The sequence below is a fragment of the Erwinia aphidicola genome (assembly GCF_014773485.1).
GTDB lineage: Bacteria > Pseudomonadota > Gammaproteobacteria > Enterobacterales > Enterobacteriaceae > Erwinia > Erwinia aphidicola.
Genome location: NZ_JACXBP010000007.1, coordinates 256,222 through 278,217, shown reverse-complemented (window position 1 = coordinate 278,217; position 21,996 = coordinate 256,222). Strand labels below are relative to the sequence as shown.

Genomic DNA, 21,996 nt, shown 5'->3' with positions numbered 1-21,996 from the left:
ATTAAAGGCGGAAAACGAGTTCAACCGGCGCGTCCTAATCGCATTAACAGAGAAATTCGCGCCACTGAGGTTCGTCTGACAGGCGTCGATGGCGAACAGATTGGTATTGTCAGTCTGGATGAAGCTTTAGAAAAAGCTGCAGAAGCAGGTGTTGATCTTGTCGAGATCAGCCCTAACGCCGAACCGCCCGTTTGTCGTGTTATGGACTACGGCAAGTTCCTTTATGAAAAAAGCAAATCTTCTAAGGAACAGAAGAAAAAGCAAAAAGTTATCCAGGTTAAGGAAATTAAATTCCGTCCTGGTACCGATGATGGCGACTATCAGGTAAAACTACGCAACCTGATTCGCTTTCTGGAAGATGGCGATAAAGCCAAGATCACACTGCGTTTCCGCGGTCGTGAGATGGCGCACCAGCAGATCGGTATGGAAGTGCTTAACCGCGTCCGTAAAGATCTGTGTGAAGATATTGATCTGGCAGTGGTCGAATCGTTCCCTACAAGGATCGAAGGTCGTCAGATGATTATGGTGCTCGCTCCCAAGAAGAGGCAGTAGGCCCTAAAGTAATCCTGCCGCGCGCTTCGGTGCGCGGTGAGATTCGCCTGTCTGGTTCATTTTATTAACAATGCGAAGTGGATATTTTTTCAAATGCCAAAGATTAAAACTGTACGTGGCGCGGCCAAGCGCTTCAAGAAGACCGCCGGTGGCGGCTTCAAGCGTAAACACGCTAACCTGCGTCATATTCTGACTAAAAAATCTACTAAGCGTAAACGCCACCTGCGTCCGAAAGGCATGGTGTCTAAAGGCGATCTGGGTCTGGTTATTGCCTGCCTGCCGTACGCATAAGTAAATTTTTTTTTAACAGAATATTAAACAGGAGAGCTAAATGGCTCGTGTAAAACGTGGTGTAGTTGCTCGCGCACGTCACAAGAAAATCTTAAAACAAGCTAAAGGCTATTACGGTGCACGTTCACGTGTTTACCGCGTTGCCTTCCAGGCTGTAATTAAAGCTGGTCAGTATGCTTACCGTGACCGTCGTCAGCGTAAGCGTCAGTTCCGTCAGCTGTGGATTGCGCGTATCAACGCAGCAGCCCGCACTAACGGTATGTCTTACAGCCGTTTCATCAATGGCCTGAAAAAGGCTTCGATCGAAATCGACCGTAAGATTCTGGCTGACATCGCCGTATTCGACAAAGCAGTATTTGCTGCTCTGGTAGAAAAAGCGAAAACAGCTCTGGCGTAAGCCAGTTGGAAGAGGGAGCTTGTCTCCCTCTTTTTTATTGTCTGAAAAGATTGACTTTTCTGCCTGTTAAGATTTCAATAGAGCCGTCTTAACCGCAACAAGGTAACGCCACCATGAATGCTATTTTCCGTTTCTTTTTTTACTTTAGCGCCTGACTATCGGGGGCTTTTGCGCAAAGAAAAGAAACGAAAAATCGCGCTGAAAGCCTCCCTCGTGGAGGCTTTTTTCGTTTTAGCGCTCGAAACACATCGACTATTGGGCGGCTACTCGTCCTGACAAATAACAGACCGGCCACGGTGGCTGGAAGAAGAGGAAAGCATGTCACATCTCGCAGACCTGGTGGCGAGCGCGAAAGCCGCTATCAATGATGCTCAGGATGTCGCCGCGTTAGATAACGTTCGCGTCGAATACCTGGGTAAAAAAGGGCATCTAACGCTCCAGATGACAACCCTGCGTGAACTGCCAGCGGAAGACCGTCCGGCGGCGGGTGCAGTGATTAACGAAGCAAAGCAGCAGGTTCAGGAGGCGCTTAACGCGCAGAAGAATTCGCTGGAGTCCGCCGTGATGAATGCCCGCCTGGCGCAGGAGACGATTGATGTCTCGCTGCCGGGCCGCCGCATTGAGAACGGCGGTCTGCATCCGGTAACGCGCACCATAGACCGCATCGAGACCTTCTTCGGTGAGCTGGGCTTCTCCGTGGCAACCGGTCCGGAAATTGAAGATGACTATCACAACTTCGATGCGCTGAATATTCCCGGGCACCACCCGGCGCGTGCGGATCACGATACCTTCTGGTTTGATGCCACCCGCCTGCTACGTACCCAGACTTCTGGCGTGCAGATCCGCACCATGAAAGATCAGCAGCCACCTATCCGCATTATTGCCCCGGGCCGCGTCTATCGTAACGATTACGATCAGACTCACACCCCAATGTTCCACCAGATGGAAGGATTGATTGTCGATAAGGGCATCAGCTTCACCAATCTGAAGGGCACGCTGCACGACTTCCTGAACAACTTCTTTGAAGCTGACCTTCAGGTACGCTTCCGTCCTTCCTACTTCCCGTTCACCGAACCGTCCGCTGAAGTGGATGTGATGGGTAAGAACGGCAAGTGGCTGGAAGTGCTGGGCTGTGGCATGGTGCACCCGAACGTACTGCGCAATGTTGGCATTGACCCGGAAGTTTACTCAGGCTTCGCCTTTGGTATGGGGATGGAACGCCTGACCATGCTGCGCTATGGCGTGACAGACCTGCGTGCCTTCTTCGAAAATGATTTACGTTTCCTCAAACAGTTTAAATAAGGGCGGGTAAAACCAATGAAATTCAGTGAACTCTGGTTACGTGAATGGGTCAACCCGGCCATCGACAGTGCAGCCCTGTCCGATCAAATCACTATGGCAGGCCTGGAAGTAGACGGCGTTGAAGCCGTTGCCGGTGCTTTTCACGGTGTAGTCGTGGGCGAAGTGGTCGAGTGCGGTCAGCACCCGAATGCCGACAAGCTGCGCGTGACCAAAATTAACGTCGGCGGCGATCGCCTGCTGGATATCGTCTGTGGCGCAGCTAACTGCCGCCAGGGGCTGAAAGTGGCCGTGGCAACCGTAGGCGCAGTGCTGCCGGGTGATTTCAAAATTAAAGCGGCTAAGCTGCGCGGTGAGCCTTCTGAAGGTATGCTGTGCTCGTTCTCCGAGCTGGGTATTTCCGACGATCACGACGGCATCATTGAACTGCCGCTGGATGCCACCGTTGGCACCGACATCCGCGAATATCTGCAGCTGGATGACAACACGATTGAGATCAGCGTCACGCCAAACCGTGCCGACTGCCTGAGCATTATCGGCGTGGCGCGTGACGTGGCCGTGCTCAATAAGCTGCCGTTGAACGCTCCCGAAATCGCCCCGGTTGCCGCCACGCTGGCGGATACCTTGCCAATTCGTGTTGATGCGCCAGAAGCCTGCCCGCGCTACCTCGGTCGGGTGGTGAAAGGTATCAACGTCAAAGCCGCTACCCCGCTGTGGATGAAAGAAAAACTGCGCCGCTGCGGCATCCGCTCTATCGATCCGGTGGTGGATATCACCAATTATGTTTTACTTGAGCTCGGCCAGCCGATGCACGCCTTTGACCTTGACCGCATTGACGGTGGCATCGTAGTGCGCCTGGCGGAAGAGGGTGAGAAGCTGACCCTGTTGGACGGCAATGAAGCCACCCTGAAAGGCGACACGCTGGTGATTGCTGACCACAGCAAAGCGCTGGCCATGGGCGGGATTTTTGGCGGTGAACACTCTGGCGTAAATGAAGAGACTCAGAACGTACTGTTCGAGTGTGCCTTCTTCAGCCCGCTCTCCATTACCGGCCGCGCACGCCGTCACGGCCTGCATACCGATGCGTCTCACCGCTATGAGCGTGGCGTGGATCCGGCTCTGCAGCATAAAGCTATCGAACGCGCTACCGCGCTGCTGCTGGAAATTTGCGGTGGTGAAGCTGGCCCGGTCATCGATGTGACGACCGAGTCAGCCTTGCCACAGCGTGCGACCATTACGCTGCGTCGTGAAAAGTTGGACCGCCTGATTGGCCACGTGATTGCCGATGCGGAAGTGAGTGATATTCTGCGTCGCCTCGGTTGCGAAGTGACGGAAGGAAACGGTCAGTGGCAGGCGGTAGCGCCAGGCTGGCGTTTCGATCTCGCTATCGAAGAAGATCTGGTGGAAGAAGTGGCCCGCGTTTATGGCTACGACAACATTCCGGACGTGCCGGTACAGGCGGGTCTGGTGATGACCAAACACCGCGAAGCTAATCTCTCCCTGAAGCGTGTTAAGGCGCTGCTGGTGGATAAAGGCTATCAGGAAGCCATCACTTACAGCTTCGTTGACCCCAAAATTCAGGCGCTGCTGCACCCGGGTGAAGAGAACCTGGTGCTGCCTAGCCCAATCTCGGTAGAGATGTCTGCAATGCGTCTGTCGCTGTGGAGTGGTCTGCTGGGTGCGGTGGCGTATAACCAGAATCGTCAGCAGTCACGCGTACGTCTGTTTGAGAGCGGGCTGCGCTTTGTCCCTGATACTCAGGCAAACCTCGGCATCCGTCAGGATGTTATGCTGGCGGGTGTTATCAGCGGGCATCGCAATGAAGAACACTGGGATCTGGCGCGTAACGCAGTAGACTTCTATGATTTGAAAGGTGATTTGGAATCTGTACTGGAGTTAACTGGCAAGCTGGACGAGATTCAGTTTGTGGCAGCGGCTAATCCGGCACTGCATCCAGGGCAGAGCGCACAAATTATTTTACGCGGCGAACACATCGGATTCATCGGTGTGGTGCATCCGGAACTTGAACGTAAACTGGATCTTAACGGCCGTACGGTGGTGTTCGAACTGCTGTGGGACAAGGTTGCAGACCGCGTCCTGCCTGACGCCAGCAGCATTTCACGCTTCCCGGCGAACCGCCGAGATATCGCCGTGGTGGTGGCAGAAAACGTGCCAGCAGCAGATATCATCGCAGAGTGTAAGAAAGTTGGCGTAAATCAGGTAGTTGGCGTAAACTTGTTTGACGTGTACCGTGGTAAGGGCGTAAATGATGGTTTTAAGAGCCTCGCTATCAGCCTGATTTTGCAAGATACCAGCCGGACACTCGAAGAAGAGGAGATTGCCGCTACCGTTGCAAAATGCGTAGAGGCACTGAAAGAGCGATTCCAAGCATCCTTGAGGGATTGAACCTATGGCGCTTACAAAAGCTGAAATGTCTGAATACCTGTTTGAGAAGCTCGGGCTTAGCAAGCGGGATGCCAAAGAGCTGGTAGAACTGTTTTTTGAAGAAGTGCGTCGTGCTTTGGAGAACGGTGAACAGGTCAAACTGTCAGGATTTGGCAACTTCGACCTTCGCGACAAAAATCAACGTCCGGGACGTAACCCCAAAACGGGTGAAGATATTCCCATTACGGCTCGCCGGGTTGTGACGTTTCGACCGGGACAGAAACTTAAAAGCCGGGTAGAGAACGCCTCGCCGAAAGAAGACTGATTTCCGCCATTCAAAAGGCCGCGCAAGCGGCCTTTTTCCTTACTGTCTGTTTTAGTCGATTAGGGCAAAACCCCTGATTATACTCTTCACAATCCCTCCATACTGTTAAGCCTGCGTAAGTTATTAGAAAGTAAACGGTAAATCATCCCGGGCTGATAGTGATCTTCATAAGCAATTGCTATAACACTGCCATGACATGACGGGAGGTCAGCCTGATGAAAAAAATCGTATTGTTACTGTGCCTGCTGGCAGGCGCGCCGCTGATGGCCGAAGCTGCCGTTGGCATTGATATCCGCTCGCCGGGCGTCAGCATTCATTTAGGGGACCGCGATACGCGCGGTTACTACTGGGACGGATATGACTGGCGAGCGCCGCGCTGGTGGCACGACCACCAGAACCGCCACTGGGGCGAGCGAGGTCCGCGCGGTGACTACTGGAATGGTCGCGGCTGGCAGCGTCATCCTCCCGTGCGCAGGCCGCCACCGCCGCCGCGGCCGGTGTATCACCATGCCCCCCCGCGACCGCCGCAGCATCGTCCGCAGCCACACCACAGTGCGCCACCGCACCACAACGGCAGACCGCAGGGCGGAGATCGCGCTCATCAGCCGCGGCCGCCACAGCAGGGTGACCGTCACTAATCATCAAGAGCCAGCCAAGCTGGCTCTTTCTTTTTGCTGATTTACCTCTACAATCAAACCCCTGTTTTCCCTATAAAACGTCGGCTATGACTCTGCTCTCTCAACAGATATCGGCTGCGCAACGCCGGGCAACAGTCTGGCTGAGCGGACTGCTGCTGTTCTGTCTGATCCTGCTTATTATCAGCCTGTGTGCGGGTGAACGCTGGATAGCGCCAACGCAGTGGTTAACGCCTGATGGTCAGCTGTTTGTCTGGCAGCTGCGCCTGCCGCGCTCGCTGGCGGTCATGCTGGTTGGTGCCGCACTGGCGGTGGCCGGCGCAGCCATGCAGGCGCTGTTTACTAATCCGCTGGCAGAGCCGGGCCTGCTCGGCGTATCCGGTGGTGCCGGCGTCGGGCTGGTGCTGTGCATTTTCACCGGCAGCAACAGTCCGTGGATGATGAGCCTGGCCGCCATCTGCGGTGCATTGCTGGTCACCCTCATCCTGCTGCGCCTGGCACGACGTCAGCTGTCGACCAGCCGACTGCTGCTGGCCGGCGTGGCGCTGGGGATAATCTGTAGTGCCCTGATGACCTGGGCCGTCTATTTCAGCAGTAATCTCGATCTGCGCCAGCTGATGTACTGGATGATGGGTGGCTTTAGCGGCGTTGACTGGCGCTATGGCTGGCTGATGCTGGCATTAATGCCGGTGCTGCTGTGGTTAAGCGGCCGGGCGCGGGTATTGAACCTGCTGGCGCTGGGGGAGGTTTCTGCCCGCCAGCTCGGGCTGCCGCTGGTGCTGTGGCGTAACCTGCTGGTAATGGCTATCGGCTGGCTGGTCGGTGTCAGCGTGGCGCTGGCGGGCGCGATAGGCTTTGTCGGCCTGGTGATCCCGCATATTCTGCGGCTCAATGGGCTGAGCGATCATCGTATTCTGCTGCCCGGCTGTGCGCTGGCCGGAGCTGGCGTGCTGCTGGCGGCGGATATTATTGCGCGCGTAGCGCTCACCTCGGCCGAGCTGCCGATTGGCGTTGTCACCGCCACGCTGGGCGCGCCGGTATTTATCTGGCTATTATTGAGCAACCGTTAACAGCCATACGGCTGTTGTCTCCTCATTGAAACAGGAAAAACGCTATGAGCATCTTTGATACAGAACTGATCACGCTCGACGGTGAGAAAACCACGCTGGCCCAGTGGCAGGGTGATGTACTGCTGGTGGTGAACGTTGCTTCAAAATGCGGCCTGACGCCGCAGTACGAGCAGCTGGAGAATCTGCAAAAGACGCTGCATGCCAGTGGACTGACCGTGCTGGGCTTCCCCTGTAATGCGTTTCTGGAGCAGGAGCCGGGCAGTGAGGAGGAGATCAAAACCTTCTGCAGTACCACTTATGGCGTCACCTTCCCGATGTTCAGCAAGATCGAGGTCAATGGCCCGCAGCGCCACCCGCTTTACCATCAGCTGGTGGCCGCACAGCCGGTGGCGCAACGCCCTGAAGGCAGTGGTTTCCTCGAGCGTATGGAGAGCAAAGGCCGCGCGCCCAGGCAGGCCGGTGATATTCTGTGGAATTTTGAAAAATTCCTGATTGGCCGTGATGGTCAGGTTATTGCGCGTTTCTCACCGGATATGGAGCCGAACGATCCGACGTTGACTGCCGCCATTAACCAGGCTCTGACAAAATAGATGCTGCTGGAGATTTCAGGCGCTGCGCTTGCCGGGCGCCTGACCCCATTTAGCGCGCAGGTAGCGGCAGGACAGGTGATTCACCTGGTTGGCCCCAACGGTGCCGGTAAAAGCTCTCTGCTGGCTGCCCTGGCTGGTATGCTCAGCACGGCGGGCGAGATTCGCTTTGCCGGGCAGCGGCTAAGCGACTGGCACGGCGCTGCGCTGGCACGCCAGCGGGCTTACCTGGCGCAGCAACAGCCGCCGCCGGGACAGATGCCGGTCTGGCACTATCTGCGCATGCACGCGCAGCAAACTCTGGAAGAGAGCAGCAGCGTGCTACTGGCGCTGGCAGAGAAGCTCCAGCTGGCCGACAAACTTCAGCGCGCGCTGCATCAGCTCTCCGGCGGAGAGTGGCAGCGCGTGCGGCTGGCCGCCGTACTGCTGCAGCTCAGCCAGTCTGAAGGCAAGCTGCTGCTGCTCGATGAGCCGCTGACCGGACTGGATATCGCTCAGCAGGCGGCATTCGATGACCTCATTTCTGCCTCTAGCGCGCGCGGTGTCGCGGTGGTGATGAGCAGCCACGACCTCAACCATTCGCTGCATTTTGCCGACCGGGTGTGGCTATTGCGCCCGGGGCAGAGCGCGCTGGTCGGCCGCGCGCAGGAGGTGCTGACAGCGGCCAATCTCAGCGCCCTGTACCAGGTTCCGTTTCGCCTGCTTGAAGTGGAAGGGCGGCAGATGTTGACCACGCTGCGCTGACGACAGGGCATAAGTTGCCATTAAGGGTATTTTACCGCTACATTAAACTGGTTTGCAGGGAAGGGGATCCGTGATGCGCTACTGGCTAGTTCTAATTGTTGTTATTCTGGCAGGCTGCAGCAGTCATGCCCCTGTGCCCAACAGCCGTCTTTCCGACTCCATTACCGTGATTGCACAGCTCAACGATCAGCTTGGCAAATGGCGCGGTGCGCCTTACCGCTATGGCGGGATGAGCCCGCGTGGCGTTGACTGTTCCGGCTTTGTTTATCTGACCTTCCGCGAGCGCTTTAATCTGCAATTACCCCGCACCACCGCTGCCCAGACCGATATCGGCACCCGTATCTCTAAAGATGAGCTGCTGCCCGGCGACCTGGTGTTTTTTAAAACCGGCAGCGGCGAGAACGGTTTGCATGTTGGTATCTATGATACCGATAACCAGTTTATTCACGCCTCTACCAGTCAGGGGGTAACCCGCTCGTCGCTGGATAACGTTTACTGGCGTAAGGTGTTCTGGCAGGCGCGTCGTATTTAATTATTGCTGGCCTTTTTTTCATCGTGCTGCCTTATGCAGCATTTGATTTAGGCTGCCATAATTAATGCCAGGGCGATTAAAAAATATCCCTCCGATCAATTTACCTTAAGTCTTTCTTGCGCTGACACTTAACCAATATTTTAGTAAAGCCTGCGTAAACAAAAACAGCAGAGGATATTAACTATCAGCAGGCTAATGATTCTGACTAGATGAATTATGTCAGTTTTGTGTTAGCGTAACGATCTGGATTAGAGGCATAAGCACACCACAGCTGAATTTCTGTATGGCAACTGACTCAGAGCTCAATGGCCTGGCCTGATTTGTTGATCTCGGATGCGGTGAGTGTCGCTTAATAATGGCGAATAAAATGAAAATCCATCTGGAAGCGGATTATAAAACTTTTACAGCATTCTGCCCGGTTTACCGGCCCGGCGGGCAGCTGGCTGCTGTTGAAATGTTGACACACTTTGCTCATGCGCAGGCCAACGTGGTCATCCCGCAGGAGATTTTGATACCACAGTTAAATGAACATCAACGCGTCCTGCTATTGCAGGATCAGATTAATATTATTGAGAAGCATTACGCTTTCTTTAGTAGCCATAATATAAATGTGGCTATAAATATTGATGAGCGACTGGCAGAAACCATCCTCGCAAGTGACTTTCTGATTAAAAAAATGAACCAGCTGGATTGTATTGAACTGGAAATTAGTGAAAGTTTTCCAGATATCGCTGGGGGTAAAAACAATCTCTGCCTGCAGGGATTGAGTCAACATTTTCACTTAAGTCTGAATAATTATGGTGCTGGAAAAGCCACGTCAAAAGCCGTTTTTGACAATCTTTTCTATCGCATTAAGCTGGACCGGGGATTTATTCAGCACAATATTAAACGCGGCTCTTTTCCACCCTTTATCAGCGCAATTCTCGACCATATCAAACCGCACTGTCACGCCGTGGTGGTGCAGGGCGTTGACGATATCAGCGGCTTGCAAAGCATTCGCCACTTTGCCTTCGACGGTATCCAGAGCGCGCTGTTCCCCCCGGTAGATGAAGAGGGGTTGAGCCATTTGGTGGACCCGCCATACTTACTGCAGCAGCCCGTGCTGCAATAACCCTGCTAATCCTCTGTGTTTAGCCGCCGCCGCGCGCTTTACACTGACAGCGTTGTCGGGGATCTTCCTGGCCGCGCTTCGGAGGCGTCATGCATTTCAATAACACCTGGTTTCACGAGCTGAGCGGTTGCTACACCGCATTAAACCCAACGCCGTTAAAAAATCCGCGCCTGCTGTACCACAGCGCGCAGCTGGCGCAGGAGCTGGGGCTGGAGGCAGCGCTGTTTACCCCAGATAACCCAGGTTTATGGAGCGGTGAAAAGCTGATGCCCGGAATGCAGCCGCTGGCACAGGTCTATAGCGGCCATCAGTTCGGCGTCTGGGCAGGGCAGCTCGGCGACGGGCGTGGGCTGCTGCTGGGTGAGCAGCAGCTGGATGACGGACGCAAATTCGACTGGCATCTGAAAGGGGCGGGGCTGACGCCCTATTCGCGCATGGGCGATGGCCGTGCGGTGCTGCGCTCCACTCTGCGCGAGTTTCTCGCTTCTGAGGCAATGCACCACCTGGGTATTCCGACTTCGCGCGCGTTAACGGTGGTGACCAGCGATGAACCGGTCTATCGCGAAACCACCGAACCCGGAGCCATGCTGCTGCGCGTGGCGGAAAGCCACCTGCGCTTTGGCCATTTCGAACACTTTTACTACCTTGGGCAGCAGGAAAAAGTCACACAGCTCGCCGACTACGCAATCCGCCATCACTGGCCGCATCTGCAGCAGGAAGCCGATAAATATCTGCTGTGGTTTAGCGATGTGGTGCAGCGCACCGCGCGCCTGATTGCTGGCTGGCAGAGCGTGGGCTTTGCCCACGGGGTGATGAATACCGACAATATGTCGATCCTCGGCCTGACGCTGGATTATGGGCCGTATGGCTTCCTCGATGACTATCAGCCGGAGTTTATCTGTAATCATTCGGACCACCAGGGGCGCTACAGCTTTGAGAATCAGCCGATGGTAGGGCTGTGGAACCTGAATCGCCTGGCGCACGCGCTCTCCGGTCTGATGAGCGCCGGGCAGCTGAAACAGGCGCTGGCGGGCTATGAACCGGAGCTGATGCGCGCCTGGGGTGAGAAAATGCGTGCGAAGCTTGGGCTGCTGACGCGCAGCAAAGAGGATAACAATATTCTTACCGGGCTGCTGTCGCTGATGACCAAAGAGGGCAGCGACTATACGCGCACTTTCCGTCTGTTGAGCAGCAGCGAACAGCAGCAGTCACGCTCCCCGCTGCGCGATGAATTTATCGATCGTGAGGCGTTCGACAGCTGGTACAACGTCTGGCGCCAGCGTCTGTTACAGGAAGAGTGCAGCGATGAGCAGCGCCAGCAGGCGATGAAGCAGGCTAATCCGGCGATGGTGCTGCGTAACTATCTGGCGCAGCAGGCGATAGAACAGGCGGAGCAGGACGATATCAGCGTTCTGGCACGCCTGCATCGGGCGCTATCACAGCCGTTTGACGACGCGCCGGAGTTTGCTGACCTGGCGCGCCGCCCACCTGACTGGGGCAAAAAACTGGAAGTGAGCTGCTCAAGCTAACGGCGCAGCGATACCTGGGGCACCCCTTCGCTCAGATGCGGGTGCACCATCACATCGGCCTGATACCAGCGCCTCAGCGTCTCTTCCTTCAGAACCTCTGTTGGCGTGCCCTGCGCGACCAGATGTCCATCCGCCAGCAGCAGCACGCGATCCGACCACAGTGACGCCAGGTTGAGATCGTGCAGCACGCAGCAGACGCTGAGCGGATGCTGGCGCGTGAGCTGGTAGAGCAGGCGCAGCAGGTGCTGCTGATGGTAGAGATCCAGCGCGGAGGTGGGTTCATCGAGGAACAACCAGCCGCGCGGGCCGTTATGCTGCCACAGCTGCGCCAGCGCCCGGGCCAGCTGTACCCGCTGCTGTTCTCCGCCGGAAAGCTGCAGATAGTCGCGCTGCGCCAGGCCGTCGCAGCCGGTCAGCGCCATCACCTGCTCCACCACTGCTTTCAGCGGTTTGCCCGGCCACGGCGCGCGCCCCATTGCGACTACCTCCTCCACGCTAAGCGGAAAGGCCATAGTGCTCTGCTGGCGCATCACCGCCCGCTGCTGCGACAGCCGTGCCGGAGACCAGTGCGCCAGCGGCTCACCCTTCAGCGTGCAAATACCCTGCTGCGGCGTCAGGAAGCCGGTGAGCAGCCGCAGCAGCGTCGATTTCCCCGCGCCGTTCGGGCCGATAAGGGAGACCAGCTCGCCCGGATGCAGCGTCAGCGACACCTCTTCAATCAGCCAGCGCTGCCCGAGCTGATAGCTCAGTGCCTCCGCGGTCAATGCTTCAGCCATTGAGCCCTCCTCGGCGGCGCAGGATCAGCCACAGAAACCACGGGCCACCGATCAGGCTGGTCAGTAGCCCGACCGGCATTTCCGCCGGGGCCACCAGCGTGCGCGCCAGCGTATCTGCCAGCAGCAGCAGGATAGCCCCGCTTAGCAGGGAGGAGGGCAGCAGCCAACGATGATCGCCGCCCAGGCAGTAACGCATCAGGTGCGGCATCACCAGGCCAATAAAGCCAATCACCCCGCTGACCGCCACGGCGGCCGCCACCAGCAGTGCGCTGAGCACCAGCAGATAGCGCTGAGTGCGCGGCACGTCAACGCCCAGATAGTGCGCCTCTTCTTCACCCAGCTGCAGCAGATTAAGGCGCCGTGCGAGGCGCTGAACCAGCACCATGCACGGCAGCACTACCGAGGCACAAACCAGCACCGTGGGCCACTGCGCCTGCCCCAGGCTGCCCATACCCCACAGCGACAGCTGGCGCAGCTGCTGGTCATTGCTCATCCATGAGAGCACCCCGACCGCCGCGCCGCACAGCGCATTGATCGCAATCCCCACCAGCAGCAGGCGACTTAACCCGCTGACGCCCTGGCGGCTGAGCAGAAAAATGATCAGCGTCACTGCCATGCTGCCGATAAAGGCCGCCAGCAGCGGCAGATAGAGCGTCAGCACGCCGGGCAGGGAAAATGACATCACAATAGAGAGCGCAACCGCCAGCGCCGCGCCGCTGCTAATCCCCAGCAGGCCGGGATCGGCCAGCGGATTACGGAACAGACCCTGCATCACGCAGCCAGAGAGCGCCAGCGCGCCGCCGACGATAACCGCCAGCAGCACGCGCGGCAGACGGATGCTGAACCAGATCTGCCACAGGCTGCTGTCGCTGCCCGCATGCCACAGCATCGGCAGCGACAGATGCATCGCGCCGATGTTAGCGGCGCCGATGCCGAGCAGCATCAGCGACAGCAGCAATACGCCGAGCCAGCGCAGGTGGCGCACTGACATCATTGCACGGCTTCCGCAGCCTGACGCAGTTTGAGGATCGCCGCCGGAGTGTCAATGCCAAAGCCGAGCAGGGCCATATCGTCGACGACCAGCAGCTGTCGGTTTTTCGCGGCCGGCGTCAGCGCGATGCCGGGCAGCTTCCACAGATTTTCCTCGCCGCCAAGGGTACGGATACCGTCGACGGTTACGACGATCAGCTGCGGTGCGCTGGCAACGACCCCCTCCTGCGACAGCGGCTGATAGCGCTGTATGCTGGCCATGGCGTTTTGCAGCCCGGCGGCACGGATTGCGCCGTCAGCCGACGTCCCGCTGCCTGCAGCCATTGCTCCCATGCCCTGATGGGCCAGAATAAACAGCACCTTAACCGGAAGGTGTTGCGCAGGCACTTTTGCCAGCTGGCTGCGCACTCTCTTTTGCAACAGCGCTCCCTGCTCCTCGCGGTGCAGCGCGGCGGCAATGGTCTGGATTTTCTCGTTGATGGCGGAGATATCATTTTTGCCGGTCACATCCACCACTTTGACGCCGTTCTGTTCCACCTGCTGCAATGCCAGCGCCGGTTTAGCCAGTTCGCTGGCGATCACCAGCGTCGGCTTCAGCGCCAGGATCCCTTCGGCGTTCAGCATGCGCATATATCCGACATCAGGCAGCTTTGTGGCGACCGCCGGATGCAGGCTGGTGCTGTCGCGAGCCACCAGCTCCTGTTGGGCATCCAGCGCGTAGATAATCTGCGTAACATCACCGCCGATACTGACGATACGCTGCGCGGCGGCGGCAGAAAAGGCCAGCGGCAGGGCCAGCAGGGCAATCAGTCGGAATTTCATACGGTGGCGTCCTCAGCGCTGAGGGTAGCCAGCTGTTCCCGCCAGCGCGTTTGTTCCGGCTGACCTTCGCTGCGCTGGCCGTAGAGTTGGGCAATCTGCGTGCCGTCAGCGGCAAACAGTTCAAGGCTGGTGACGATGCCATCGGCGGTAGGTTTACGGGTGATCCAGCTTTCGGCAATCAGCTGTTCCTGCAGGTGCAGGGTAAAGGCCGGATTGAAGATGTTCAGCCAGTTGTGCATCGGCATCAGCTTCTCAATTCTGCCGGTAAAGATCTGCGTGCAGGCCCGGTTGCTGACAAAAATCATGATCTCGTTAGCATCCTGACGCACCGTTTCCAACAGCGCGGCCAGCGAGCTATTGCTGACCTGCTGCGCCAAATCGTGGCTTACCGCGCGAAACGCCTGTTGACGCGTGACACTGTGTTTTTTCAGCAGGCGGAAGAACTGGTGGACGTCGGTCATCGCGCGCCATTCGCTCTCCAGCAGCTCAGCATCAAATTCACTGGCGCTGGCCGCAGCCACAGCCGGTTCTACGCTGAACGCTGAGGTCGGTTCGCTGTGATAATCCTTCAGCAGCTGCTGCCAGGCGCCCATATCGGTGTTATCGGTGGCGTAAACTTTCAGCACTGCGTCACCCTGCCGATCGAAGAACTGGATGCTCTGTCGTTCGCCATGCCCGGTCATCTCCTGCAGGTGAAAGACGCTGGCCCACTGGTTGACGAACACGCGCAGGTCGAGCGCACGCGGGTTGAGCACAATACCGGCGTGGGCACCGATCTGAATATTGCTGAAAGTACCCAGCTGCTCGTGCACCGCATAGTCATTGCGCGTAATGCATTTGGTTTCCCCTACGGCTGCCAGCGCGTGCAGCAGTTCCGCCATCGCCGGGCGCAGCGGCTGCGCCTGGTGGCCGACGCGCGCGTTGGTCAGCTCCGCTTCACTGATATCCATCATAGCGGCCAGATCGCGCGCATATTTCTTCGGGTGCTGCTGTTTTAGCTGGTAGTAACGGGGATAGTGCGCGGTCATGTGCTGTGTCCTCATCAGGCAGGTAAACGTCAAGGGCGTTGTTTATCAGAATGATAATCATTATCAATAAATGGCGGCGGCGCGCAAGCAGAAAATGAGCCTGATTCAAGACGGTGGCACAAAAGAAAAAGGCTGCCCCGTGGGAGCAGCCTTATTGGCTATTCAGTCGGTCAGAAGCGGCTGTCGACCGCGTCTGCCAGCAGCTGCAGAACTTCAGCGCTGTCGTCCCAGCCAAGGCAGGGATCGGTAATGGACTGGCCATACACCAGCGGTGTGTCCGGCGTAACTTTTTGCGTGCCTTCCTGCAGGAAGCTCTCAATCATTACGCCAGCCACGGCGCGCGAGCCGCTGCGGATCTGCTGCGCAACATCGGCGGCGACCTCCTTCTGGCGGCGGTGCTGCTTCAGGCAGTTGCCGTGGCTGAAGTCGATAACCAGCTGTTCGGGCAGGTTGAATTCACGCAGGCTGGCCGCCGCTGCTGCGATATCCGCAGCGTGATAGTTCGGCACCTTTCCGCCGCGCATGATGACGTGACCGGAGGGGTTGCCGCTGGTCTGATAGATGGTCATCTGGCCGCGTTTGTCCGGCGAGAGGAACATGTGGCTGACGCGGGCGGCACGAATGGCGTCCACCGCAATGCGCGTATTGCCGTCGGTGCCGTTCTTGAAGCCAACCGGGCAGGAGAGCGCCGAGGCCATTTCGCGGTGGATCTGGCTTTCGGTGGTGCGCGCGCCGATAGCCCCCCAGCTGATCAGGTCGGCAATATACTGGCCGATCACCATATCGAGGAATTCCGTTGCGGTCGGCATGCCGAGCGCATTGATATCCAGCAGCAGCTTACGCGCCACCGCCAGGCCGTGGTTGATTCGGAAGCTACCGTCAAGATCGGGATCGGAGATCAGGCCTTTCCAGCCCACCACGGTACGCGGTTTCTCAAAATAGGCGCGCATAACAATCTCAAGGCGCGAGTGATGCTTCTCGCGCAGCGCGTTGAGGCGCCCGGCATACTCCAGCGCCGCATGCGGGTCGTGCAGCGAGCAGGGGCCAATCACCACCAGCAGGCGCGGGTCTTCACCATTCAAAATGCGCGCAATGCGTTTGCGTGACGCTGTCACGTTGTCGGCAATCGCCGCGGTGATCGGCAGGTTATCCTGCAGATCGGCAGGCGTAATCAGGCTGTCGATGCGCGCGGTTCGCAGTTCATCTGTTCTGTTCATCAAAGTTCTCTAAATCTTTGTCTTCACAACGGCAGGAATGCCGGGAAGTAATGGCGTTCACCATAAACCAAACCGTGATGATTTCAACCGTAAAACAGCAGGGGAATCGTGAAATCAAGACCCTGCCCGGTGCGTCAGAGCTGCAAAAATCAGTACATGCGCCGCGTTAATCCCATGATATCGAGGATCTTAGTCGCAATCTCCTCCACCGAATAGTTAGTGCTGTTGAGGTAGCGGATCTGATGGGTGCGGAACAGGGCTTCCACCTCACCGACTTCAAGGCGGCACTGGCGCATAGAGGCATAGCGGGTATTTTCGGCGCGCTCCTGGCGTATTGCGGCAAGGCGTTCCGGGTCGATAGTCAGGCCAAACAGCTTATTTTGAAAAGGCTTCAGCGCCGGGGGCAGCTTAAGGTTATCCATATCGTCGGCGATAAACGGATAGTTAGCGGCGCGCACGCCAAACTGCATCGCCAGATAGAGGCTGGTGGGCGTTTTCCCGCAGCGTGAGACGCCGAGCAGGATCACCTGCGCATCTTCCAGCCCGCGCAGTGAAATACCGTCATCGTGCGCCAGGGTGTAATCAATGGCGGCGATACGGGCATCGTATTTACCGAGGTTGTTGGCGGTCAGACCGTGGGTGCGGTTGGCGACTGGGGCGGGATCCACACCCAACTCCTGCTGCAGCGGGGCCACCAGCGACTGCACAATGTCCTGACAGAAACCGTCGCTTTGCAAAATAATCTCGCGGATGGCGGGCGTGACAATTGAGATAAACACCAGCGGGCGCACGCCGCTTTGCTGGTAAATGGCATTGATTTGGGCTTTCACTGCCTGAGCACGCTGCACGGTCTCAACAAAGGGCAGGGTAACGCTATTAGCGATCACCGGGAACTGTGACAGTACCGCGTGGCCCAGCACTTCGGCAGTGATTGCCGTGCCGTCTGAAATATAAAAAACACTGCGTTCGGCGTTCACGTCCATTTTCTCTCCGCGTTCGGGGGGTTAAGCAGACTAAATTAATCTGCCTGAATAATGCAAATCGTGATAAAGCTCGCGAAATAAAATAAAAAATCCATTTTATGATGATTTGAACTTTTTATTTTTATAAAATCAGACCATTCGCCTCTTTCAGCCTAAAATGAAATATCGTTTCTATCCATTATGCGTTTTTACCGCCCTTTTCATTAGAATCATTCTAATAAGGAATCGTTTTCTGTTGCGCAAAGAATTTTTCCCCCTGCATGCATTAAAAATACATAACGCACTGAAAAATAATGTTTATTATTATTTTATCCGTTGCGCAACGCTGTTTTCTCACGCGGAGTATTCTTAAAAAGATTTTTTTCAGCTGCTTGAACGATTCAACACTTTATCAATCCGGCTTAACTGTGCCAGTCTCATGAAGCAATGCTGTGTCCCTAATATTCCTAATTAAATCTTACAAGGATTGCTTCAATGTCCAATAAAGGCGAATTGCCGCTTGTGCTCTGGTATAACCAGCTTGGCATGAACGATGTGGATCGGGTGGGAGGCAAAAATGCCTCTCTGGGTGAAATGATTACTAATTTGTCGTCATTAGGCGTGTCAGTGCCTAACGGCTTTGCGACAACCTCAGAAGCGTTCAACCTGTTTCTCGATCAGAGCGGCGTCAATCAGCGTATCTACGATCTGCTGGATAAGACCAATATTGATGACGTTGATGAGCTGGCTAAAGCGGGTAAACAGATCCGTCAGTGGATAGTTGAAACGCCATTTACGCCGCAGCTTGAGCAGGCGATTCACGAAGCGTACAACCAGCTCTCTGCCGATGACGCCGAAGCGTCATTCGCCGTGCGCTCTTCGGCCACTGCGGAAGATATGCCCGATGCATCGTTCGCGGGTCAGCAGGAAACCTTCCTCAACGTACAGGGTTACGACGCGGTGCTGGTGGCGGTGAAGCATGTTTATGCCTCCCTGTTTAACGACCGTGCCATCTCTTACCGTGTGCATCAGGGTTACGACCATCGCGGCGTGGCGCTCTCGGCGGGCGTGCAGCGCATGGTGCGTTCTGACCTCGCATCCTCTGGTGTGATGTTCACCATTGACACTGAATCCGGCTTTGACCAGGTGGTGTTTATTACCTCCGCGCTGGGTCTGGGTGAGATGGTGGTGCAGGGCGCGGTTAACCCGGACGAATTCTACGTGCACAAACCCACGCTGGCCGCCGGCCGCCCGGCGATTGTGCGCCGTAATATGGGGTCGAAAAAGATCCGCATGGTTTACGCCGACTCGCAGGAGCACGGTGAGCAGGTGAGAATCGAGGACGTGCCGGAAGCGGAGCGTGACCGCTTCTCGCTGACGGATAGCGAAGTCGAAGCGCTGGCGGCGCAGGCGGTGCAGATTGAGAAGCACTACCAGCGCCCGATGGATATTGAGTGGGCGAAGGATGGACACACCGGCAAGCTGTTTATCGTACAGGCGCGCCCGGAAACCGTGCGTTCCAATGGCTCGGTGATGGAGCGCTACACCCTGCAGGGTAAAGGCAACGTAGTGGTTGAAGGCCGTGCTATCGGTCACCGCATTGGTGCCGGTGAAGTCAAAGTGATCCACGACATCAGCGAAATGAACCGCATTGAGAAAGGCGATGTGCTGGTGACGGACATGACCGACCCGGACTGGGAGCCGATCATGAAGAAGGCGTCAGCGATTGTCACTAACCGCGGCGGCCGAACCTGCCACGCGGCGATTATCGCCCGCGAGCTGGGTATCCCGGCGGTGGTTGGCTGCGGTAACGCCACTGATATTCTTAAAGATGGTAATAAAGTGACCGTCTCCTGTGCGGAAGGCGATACCGGCTACGTGTACAACGATCTGCTGGACTTTGAAGTGAAGAGCTCGCAGGTTGACGAGATGCCATCGCTGCCGCTGAAGATCATGATGAACGTCGGTAACCCTGACCGGGCATTTGACTTCGCCTGCCTGCCGAACGAAGGCGTAGGTTTAGCGCGCCTGGAGTTCATCATCAACCGGATGATCGGCGTGCACCCGAAAGCACTGCTGGAGTTCGACCAGCAGACGCCGGAGCTGCAGCAGCAGATCCGCGCGCTGATGAAAGGGTTCGATGACCCGGTAGAGTTCTACATCGCCCGCCTGACGGAAGGGATTGCCACGCTGGGTGCCGCTTTTGCGCCGAAGCGCGTGATTGTGCGCCTGTCGGACTTTAAAACCAACGAGTATGCCAACTTGGTGGGCGGCGAGCGCTACGAGCCGGAAGAAGAGAACCCGATGCTTGGCTTCCGCGGTGCCGGGCGCTATGTGGCCGACAGCTTCCGTGACTGTTTCGCGCTGGAGTGCGCGGCGATGAAGCGCGTGCGCAATGATATGGGGCTGACCAATGTCGAAGTGATGGTGCCGTTTGTCCGTACCGTGGCGCAGGCGAAAGCGGTGGTGGAAGAGCTGGAGCGTCAGGGTCTGAAGCGCGGGGAGAATGGGCTGAAGATTATCATGATGTGTGAAATCCCGTCGAATGCGCTGCTGGCCGACGAGTTCCTGCAATATTTTGACGGCTTCTCAATCGGCTCTAACGATATGACGCAGCTGGCGCTGGGGCTGGATCGCGACTCTGGCGTAGTATCCGAGCTGTTTGACGAGCGTAACGATGCGGTGAAAGCGCTGCTCTCGATGGCGATCCGCGCCGCGAAGAAGCAGGGAAAATACGTCGGCATCTGCGGTCAGGGGCCTTCAGACCACGAAGACTTCGCGGCGTGGCTGATGGAAGAGGGCATCGACAGCCTGTCACTGAACCCGGACACCGTGGTGCAGACCTGGCTGAGCCTGGCCGAGTTGAAGAAGTAATCACCGCCTTCATCAGTCGCGGCTGACCCACTTTTGCGGTCAGACCGCTGCAATAATCACTCGCTGGTCGACCAAAAATGGTCGACCACGACATAAGTTGTGCGAACACCCTCCGGCTGACCACTCTCTGGTTAGCCTTTTTTTATCGCAAATTTTAGCCAAAAAAAAAGCCCATCACAGGGGATGGGCAAAGACTACACACAGCAATTCTGTACTTCACTCAGGGGGAAATGCTTTGTTTAAAAATCAGTGGGTTGATCTCAAACTTGTTATCCATACTATGCAACCGCGTTCCTGGAGTCTTTAAGAATCCTCTTATTAGTTTAAAAGTGATAATCTTTTAACTCGGATTGCCCACCACAGTGCTGAAAAAGATGGGTAAAATATGAGCAATATAGGTTAAGTCATGTTGAAAAGGCTAAAAAAGGGGGTTTAGAGATAAATATCGTTAATGGAATTCTTAATTCACGGCGGGTAAGTATTCTGATGGCTAATGATTGCGGCCGGGACTACCGACCGCAGAATTGACAAAATTATGGTTTTGGCTGGTGCGTTTCGGCTTCTATTTCGGCCAGCTCTTCCACCACGGCCAGCGCATCCTCTTCTGGAGGGGGCGACTCATGCACCCAGACGGATACCAGGCGGTATGAGACCGCCAGCACCACTGGCCCGATGAATAATCCTATCATGCCAAACGCCACCAGCCCGCCAATAACCCCCGAGAGTATCAGGATCATCGGCAAATCGGCCCCCATGCGGATCAGCATCGGGCGCAGAACATTGTCCAGTGTTCCTACCACGCAGCTCCAGATCAGCAGCACGGTGCCCCAGGTGGTATCGCCACTCCAGTAAAGCCAGACGATCGCCGGGACCAGCACAATCAAGGGACCGAGCTGTACCAGGCAGGAGAGAATCATCAGTACCGTCAAAATGGCCGCATAAGGAATTCCGGAGATCGCCAGCCCAATGCCGCCCAGCACGCCCTGCACCAGCGCGGTCACCACCACACCGAGCGCGACGGCGCGGATCGCCTGACCGGCCAGCAGCACCGCTGCATCGCCGCGACGTGACGCCAGGCGGAAAGCGAAGTGGCGAATGCCGTGACCGACCTGTTCACCACGCCAGTAAAGCAGCACGCTAAACAGCAGCATCAGACCGATGTGCAGCATAAAGCGACCAAAATGCCCGGCCTGGGCAAAGAAAAAGCCGGTAGTGCGGCCAATATAAGGCTGAACCTGAGTGATAATGGCGCTGCCGCCACCGGCCACCAGCTTGTGCCAGGCGGAATAGAGCTTTCTGCCGACCAGTGGGATCTCACGCAGCCAGTGTAAATCGGGCATTTGCAGCTTGCCGGAGGTCAGCCACGCCAGCAGGGGGCCGCCGTTCTCTACCAGGCTGTTAACCAACATGGCGATGGGAATAATAAACACCAGGATAAGCAGAATGGTCATGGCTAACACGGCCAGCGCGCGGCGGCCCCACAGCAGGCCCTGAATTTTGATCATCAGGGGCCAGGTGGCGATCACCACCATGCTGGCCCAGGCAAAGCCGAGAATAAATGGCTGTACGACCCAAAAGCACGCGACGATCATGATGCTGATAAACAGCAACGAGAAAATGATCTGCGGTAAATCCCAGCCTGTTTGCGCGTTTTTCATTGACGAAAAGTGACCTCAAGTAAAAAGAACAATGATGCGATATCTCTCTAAAATCAGTGCCAGCAAAGCGGTTACGCTGAGCCTGACTGCTTAAGCATGATGTATTAAATGATTTTGTGACAGAGACAACAGGTTATTCTTTTGCCTCATTTTTTGAAATAACGGCAGGTGATAAAAAAATGTGATAAAACGGATAACTGCGCCATTTGAGC

General features: G+C 56.4%; 21 protein-coding genes, 1 other RNA gene, 1 pseudogene and 1 other annotated feature. Of the genes and pseudogenes, 15 read left to right on the top strand and 8 right to left on the bottom strand.

The annotated features are described in order from the left end of the window. The 14 genes and pseudogenes from infC (at position 1) to ID864_RS18045 (ending at position 11,457) form a co-directional block, all read left to right on the top strand. Positions 1-552, top strand: a complete 552-nt coding sequence (gene infC / locus ID864_RS18110) for a translation initiation factor IF-3 (protein ID WP_099754375.1) — start codon at positions 1-3, stop codon at positions 550-552. A gap of 93 nt (positions 553-645) precedes the next feature. Beyond that, the gene (rpmI, locus tag ID864_RS18105; RefSeq protein ID WP_005968897.1) at positions 646-843 is read left to right on the top strand and encodes a 50S ribosomal protein L35; all 198 of its coding nucleotides are present in this window, start codon (positions 646-648) and stop codon (positions 841-843) included. 40 nt (positions 844-883) lie between these two features. Next, positions 884-1,240: a 50S ribosomal protein L20 gene (gene rplT / locus ID864_RS18100; RefSeq protein ID WP_048916197.1), complete on the top strand. Its 357-nt coding sequence runs from the start codon at positions 884-886 to the stop codon at positions 1,238-1,240. Positions 1,241-1,344: 104 nt separating this feature from the next. Continuing rightward, positions 1,345-1,470, top strand: a sequence feature (Phe leader region). Beyond that, a pseudogene (gene pheM, locus ID864_RS18095) lies at positions 1,354-1,395 on the top strand (pheST operon leader peptide PheM). It overlaps the preceding feature by 42 nt. Positions 1,471-1,558: 88 nt before the next feature. Then, on the top strand, positions 1,559-2,542 hold the full coding sequence (gene pheS / locus ID864_RS18090) for a phenylalanine--tRNA ligase subunit alpha (protein ID WP_048916196.1): 984 nt from the start codon (positions 1,559-1,561) through the stop codon (positions 2,540-2,542). Between the two features lie 15 nt (positions 2,543-2,557). After that, complete coding sequence (gene pheT / locus ID864_RS18085; RefSeq protein ID WP_191150034.1) at positions 2,558-4,945, top strand: phenylalanine--tRNA ligase subunit beta; 2,388 nt, start codon at positions 2,558-2,560, stop codon at positions 4,943-4,945. Positions 4,946-4,949: 4 nt separating this feature from the next. Then, a complete protein-coding gene (ihfA, locus tag ID864_RS18080; protein ID WP_017802142.1) occupies positions 4,950-5,249 on the top strand; it encodes an integration host factor subunit alpha in 300 nt (99 codons plus the stop codon). Between the two features lie 215 nt (positions 5,250-5,464). Then, positions 5,465-5,887: a DUF2502 domain-containing protein gene (locus tag ID864_RS18075; protein ID WP_191150033.1), complete on the top strand. Its 423-nt coding sequence runs from the start codon at positions 5,465-5,467 to the stop codon at positions 5,885-5,887. Positions 5,888-5,973: 86 nt separating this feature from the next. Further along, complete coding sequence (btuC, locus tag ID864_RS18070; RefSeq protein ID WP_099754879.1) at positions 5,974-6,954, top strand: vitamin B12 ABC transporter permease BtuC; 981 nt, start codon at positions 5,974-5,976, stop codon at positions 6,952-6,954. Between the two features lie 44 nt (positions 6,955-6,998). Next, complete coding sequence (locus tag ID864_RS18065) at positions 6,999-7,544, top strand: glutathione peroxidase (RefSeq protein ID WP_191150032.1); 546 nt, start codon at positions 6,999-7,001, stop codon at positions 7,542-7,544. Beyond that, positions 7,545-8,285 (top strand): vitamin B12 ABC transporter ATP-binding protein BtuD, encoded by a 741-nt coding sequence (gene btuD, locus ID864_RS18060; protein WP_191150031.1) that lies wholly within the window; start codon positions 7,545-7,547, stop codon positions 8,283-8,285. 73 nt (positions 8,286-8,358) lie between these two features. Continuing rightward, complete coding sequence (locus ID864_RS18055; RefSeq protein ID WP_048916189.1) at positions 8,359-8,817, top strand: NlpC/P60 family protein; 459 nt, start codon at positions 8,359-8,361, stop codon at positions 8,815-8,817. A gap of 367 nt (positions 8,818-9,184) precedes the next feature. Then, the gene (locus ID864_RS18050) at positions 9,185-9,928 is read left to right on the top strand and encodes an EAL domain-containing protein (protein WP_062818279.1); all 744 of its coding nucleotides are present in this window, start codon (positions 9,185-9,187) and stop codon (positions 9,926-9,928) included. An 89-nt stretch (positions 9,929-10,017) separates the two neighbouring features. Continuing rightward, on the top strand, positions 10,018-11,457 hold the full coding sequence (locus ID864_RS18045; protein WP_048916187.1) for a protein adenylyltransferase SelO: 1,440 nt from the start codon (positions 10,018-10,020) through the stop codon (positions 11,455-11,457). Here ID864_RS18045 and ID864_RS18040 read toward each other — a convergent pair. From ID864_RS18040 to ppsR, 6 genes are all read right to left on the bottom strand, one after another. Then, entirely contained in the window at positions 11,454-12,233 is a 780-nt protein-coding gene (locus tag ID864_RS18040) for a heme ABC transporter ATP-binding protein (RefSeq protein ID WP_048916186.1), read from the bottom strand. The two genes, ID864_RS18045 and ID864_RS18040, sit on opposite strands and share 4 nt — an antisense overlap. After that, positions 12,226-13,227, bottom strand: a complete 1,002-nt coding sequence (locus tag ID864_RS18035; protein ID WP_133623505.1) for a FecCD family ABC transporter permease — start codon at positions 13,225-13,227, stop codon at positions 12,226-12,228. Before ID864_RS18035 ends, ID864_RS18040 begins: the two co-directional genes overlap by 8 nt. Then, the gene (locus ID864_RS18030) at positions 13,224-14,045 is read right to left on the bottom strand and encodes a heme/hemin ABC transporter substrate-binding protein (RefSeq protein WP_099754876.1); all 822 of its coding nucleotides are present in this window, start codon (positions 14,043-14,045) and stop codon (positions 13,224-13,226) included. The genes ID864_RS18035 and ID864_RS18030 overlap by 4 nt, the downstream gene beginning before the upstream one ends. Then, positions 14,042-15,073, bottom strand: coding sequence for a hemin-degrading factor (locus tag ID864_RS18025; RefSeq protein ID WP_191150030.1), 1,032 nt, complete (start codon positions 15,071-15,073; stop codon positions 14,042-14,044). The genes ID864_RS18030 and ID864_RS18025 overlap by 4 nt, the downstream gene beginning before the upstream one ends. Positions 15,074-15,243: 170 nt before the next feature. Then, a complete protein-coding gene (locus tag ID864_RS18020; RefSeq protein WP_191150029.1) occupies positions 15,244-16,290 on the bottom strand; it encodes a 3-deoxy-7-phosphoheptulonate synthase in 1,047 nt (348 codons plus the stop codon). A gap of 149 nt (positions 16,291-16,439) precedes the next feature. Next, entirely contained in the window at positions 16,440-17,273 is an 834-nt protein-coding gene (ppsR, locus tag ID864_RS18015) for a posphoenolpyruvate synthetase regulatory kinase/phosphorylase PpsR (protein WP_048916181.1), read from the bottom strand. A 474-nt stretch (positions 17,274-17,747) separates the two neighbouring features. On the opposite strand from ppsR, the gene ppsA reads away from it, so the two are divergent. Next, on the top strand, positions 17,748-20,126 hold the full coding sequence (ppsA, locus tag ID864_RS18010; RefSeq protein WP_048916180.1) for a phosphoenolpyruvate synthase: 2,379 nt from the start codon (positions 17,748-17,750) through the stop codon (positions 20,124-20,126). Positions 20,127-20,285: 159 nt separating this feature from the next. Here ppsA and rprA read toward each other — a convergent pair. Both rprA and ydiK read right to left on the bottom strand, forming a co-directional pair. Continuing rightward, positions 20,286-20,395: antisense sRNA RprA (gene rprA / locus ID864_RS18005), an RNA gene on the bottom strand. A 264-nt stretch (positions 20,396-20,659) separates the two neighbouring features. Continuing rightward, a complete protein-coding gene (gene ydiK / locus ID864_RS18000; RefSeq protein WP_048916179.1) occupies positions 20,660-21,784 on the bottom strand; it encodes an AI-2E family transporter YdiK in 1,125 nt (374 codons plus the stop codon). Positions 21,785-21,996 lie beyond the last annotated feature (212 nt).

Bases quoted from the DNA above. Each gene is read 5' to 3' on its own strand.
- rpmI (WP_005968897.1), top strand. From the start codon at position 646: ATGCCAAAGATTAAAACTGTACGTGGCGCGGCCAAGCGCTTCAAGAAG.
- rplT (WP_048916197.1), top strand. From the start codon at position 884: ATGGCTCGTGTAAAACGTGGTGTAGTTGCTCGCGCACGTCACAAGAAA.
- pheS (WP_048916196.1), top strand. From the start codon at position 1,559: ATGTCACATCTCGCAGACCTGGTGGCGAGCGCGAAAGCCGCTATCAAT.
- pheT (WP_191150034.1), top strand. From the start codon at position 2,558: ATGAAATTCAGTGAACTCTGGTTACGTGAATGGGTCAACCCGGCCATC.
- ihfA (WP_017802142.1), top strand. From the start codon at position 4,950: ATGGCGCTTACAAAAGCTGAAATGTCTGAATACCTGTTTGAGAAGCTC.
- ID864_RS18075 (WP_191150033.1), top strand. From the start codon at position 5,465: ATGAAAAAAATCGTATTGTTACTGTGCCTGCTGGCAGGCGCGCCGCTG.
- btuC (WP_099754879.1), top strand. From the start codon at position 5,974: ATGACTCTGCTCTCTCAACAGATATCGGCTGCGCAACGCCGGGCAACA.
- ID864_RS18065 (WP_191150032.1), top strand. From the start codon at position 6,999: ATGAGCATCTTTGATACAGAACTGATCACGCTCGACGGTGAGAAAACC.
- btuD (WP_191150031.1), top strand. From the start codon at position 7,545: ATGCTGCTGGAGATTTCAGGCGCTGCGCTTGCCGGGCGCCTGACCCCA.
- ID864_RS18055 (WP_048916189.1), top strand. From the start codon at position 8,359: ATGCGCTACTGGCTAGTTCTAATTGTTGTTATTCTGGCAGGCTGCAGC.
- ID864_RS18050 (WP_062818279.1), top strand. From the start codon at position 9,185: ATGAAAATCCATCTGGAAGCGGATTATAAAACTTTTACAGCATTCTGC.
- ID864_RS18045 (WP_048916187.1), top strand. From the start codon at position 10,018: ATGCATTTCAATAACACCTGGTTTCACGAGCTGAGCGGTTGCTACACC.
- ID864_RS18040 (WP_048916186.1), bottom strand. From the start codon at position 12,233: ATGGCTGAAGCATTGACCGCGGAGGCACTGAGCTATCAGCTCGGGCAG.
- ID864_RS18035 (WP_133623505.1), bottom strand. From the start codon at position 13,227: ATGATGTCAGTGCGCCACCTGCGCTGGCTCGGCGTATTGCTGCTGTCG.
- ID864_RS18030 (WP_099754876.1), bottom strand. From the start codon at position 14,045: ATGAAATTCCGACTGATTGCCCTGCTGGCCCTGCCGCTGGCCTTTTCT.
- ID864_RS18025 (WP_191150030.1), bottom strand. From the start codon at position 15,073: ATGACCGCGCACTATCCCCGTTACTACCAGCTAAAACAGCAGCACCCG.
- ID864_RS18020 (WP_191150029.1), bottom strand. From the start codon at position 16,290: ATGAACAGAACAGATGAACTGCGAACCGCGCGCATCGACAGCCTGATT.
- ppsR (WP_048916181.1), bottom strand. From the start codon at position 17,273: ATGGACGTGAACGCCGAACGCAGTGTTTTTTATATTTCAGACGGCACG.
- ppsA (WP_048916180.1), top strand. From the start codon at position 17,748: ATGTCCAATAAAGGCGAATTGCCGCTTGTGCTCTGGTATAACCAGCTT.
- ydiK (WP_048916179.1), bottom strand. From the start codon at position 21,784: ATGAAAAACGCGCAAACAGGCTGGGATTTACCGCAGATCATTTTCTCG.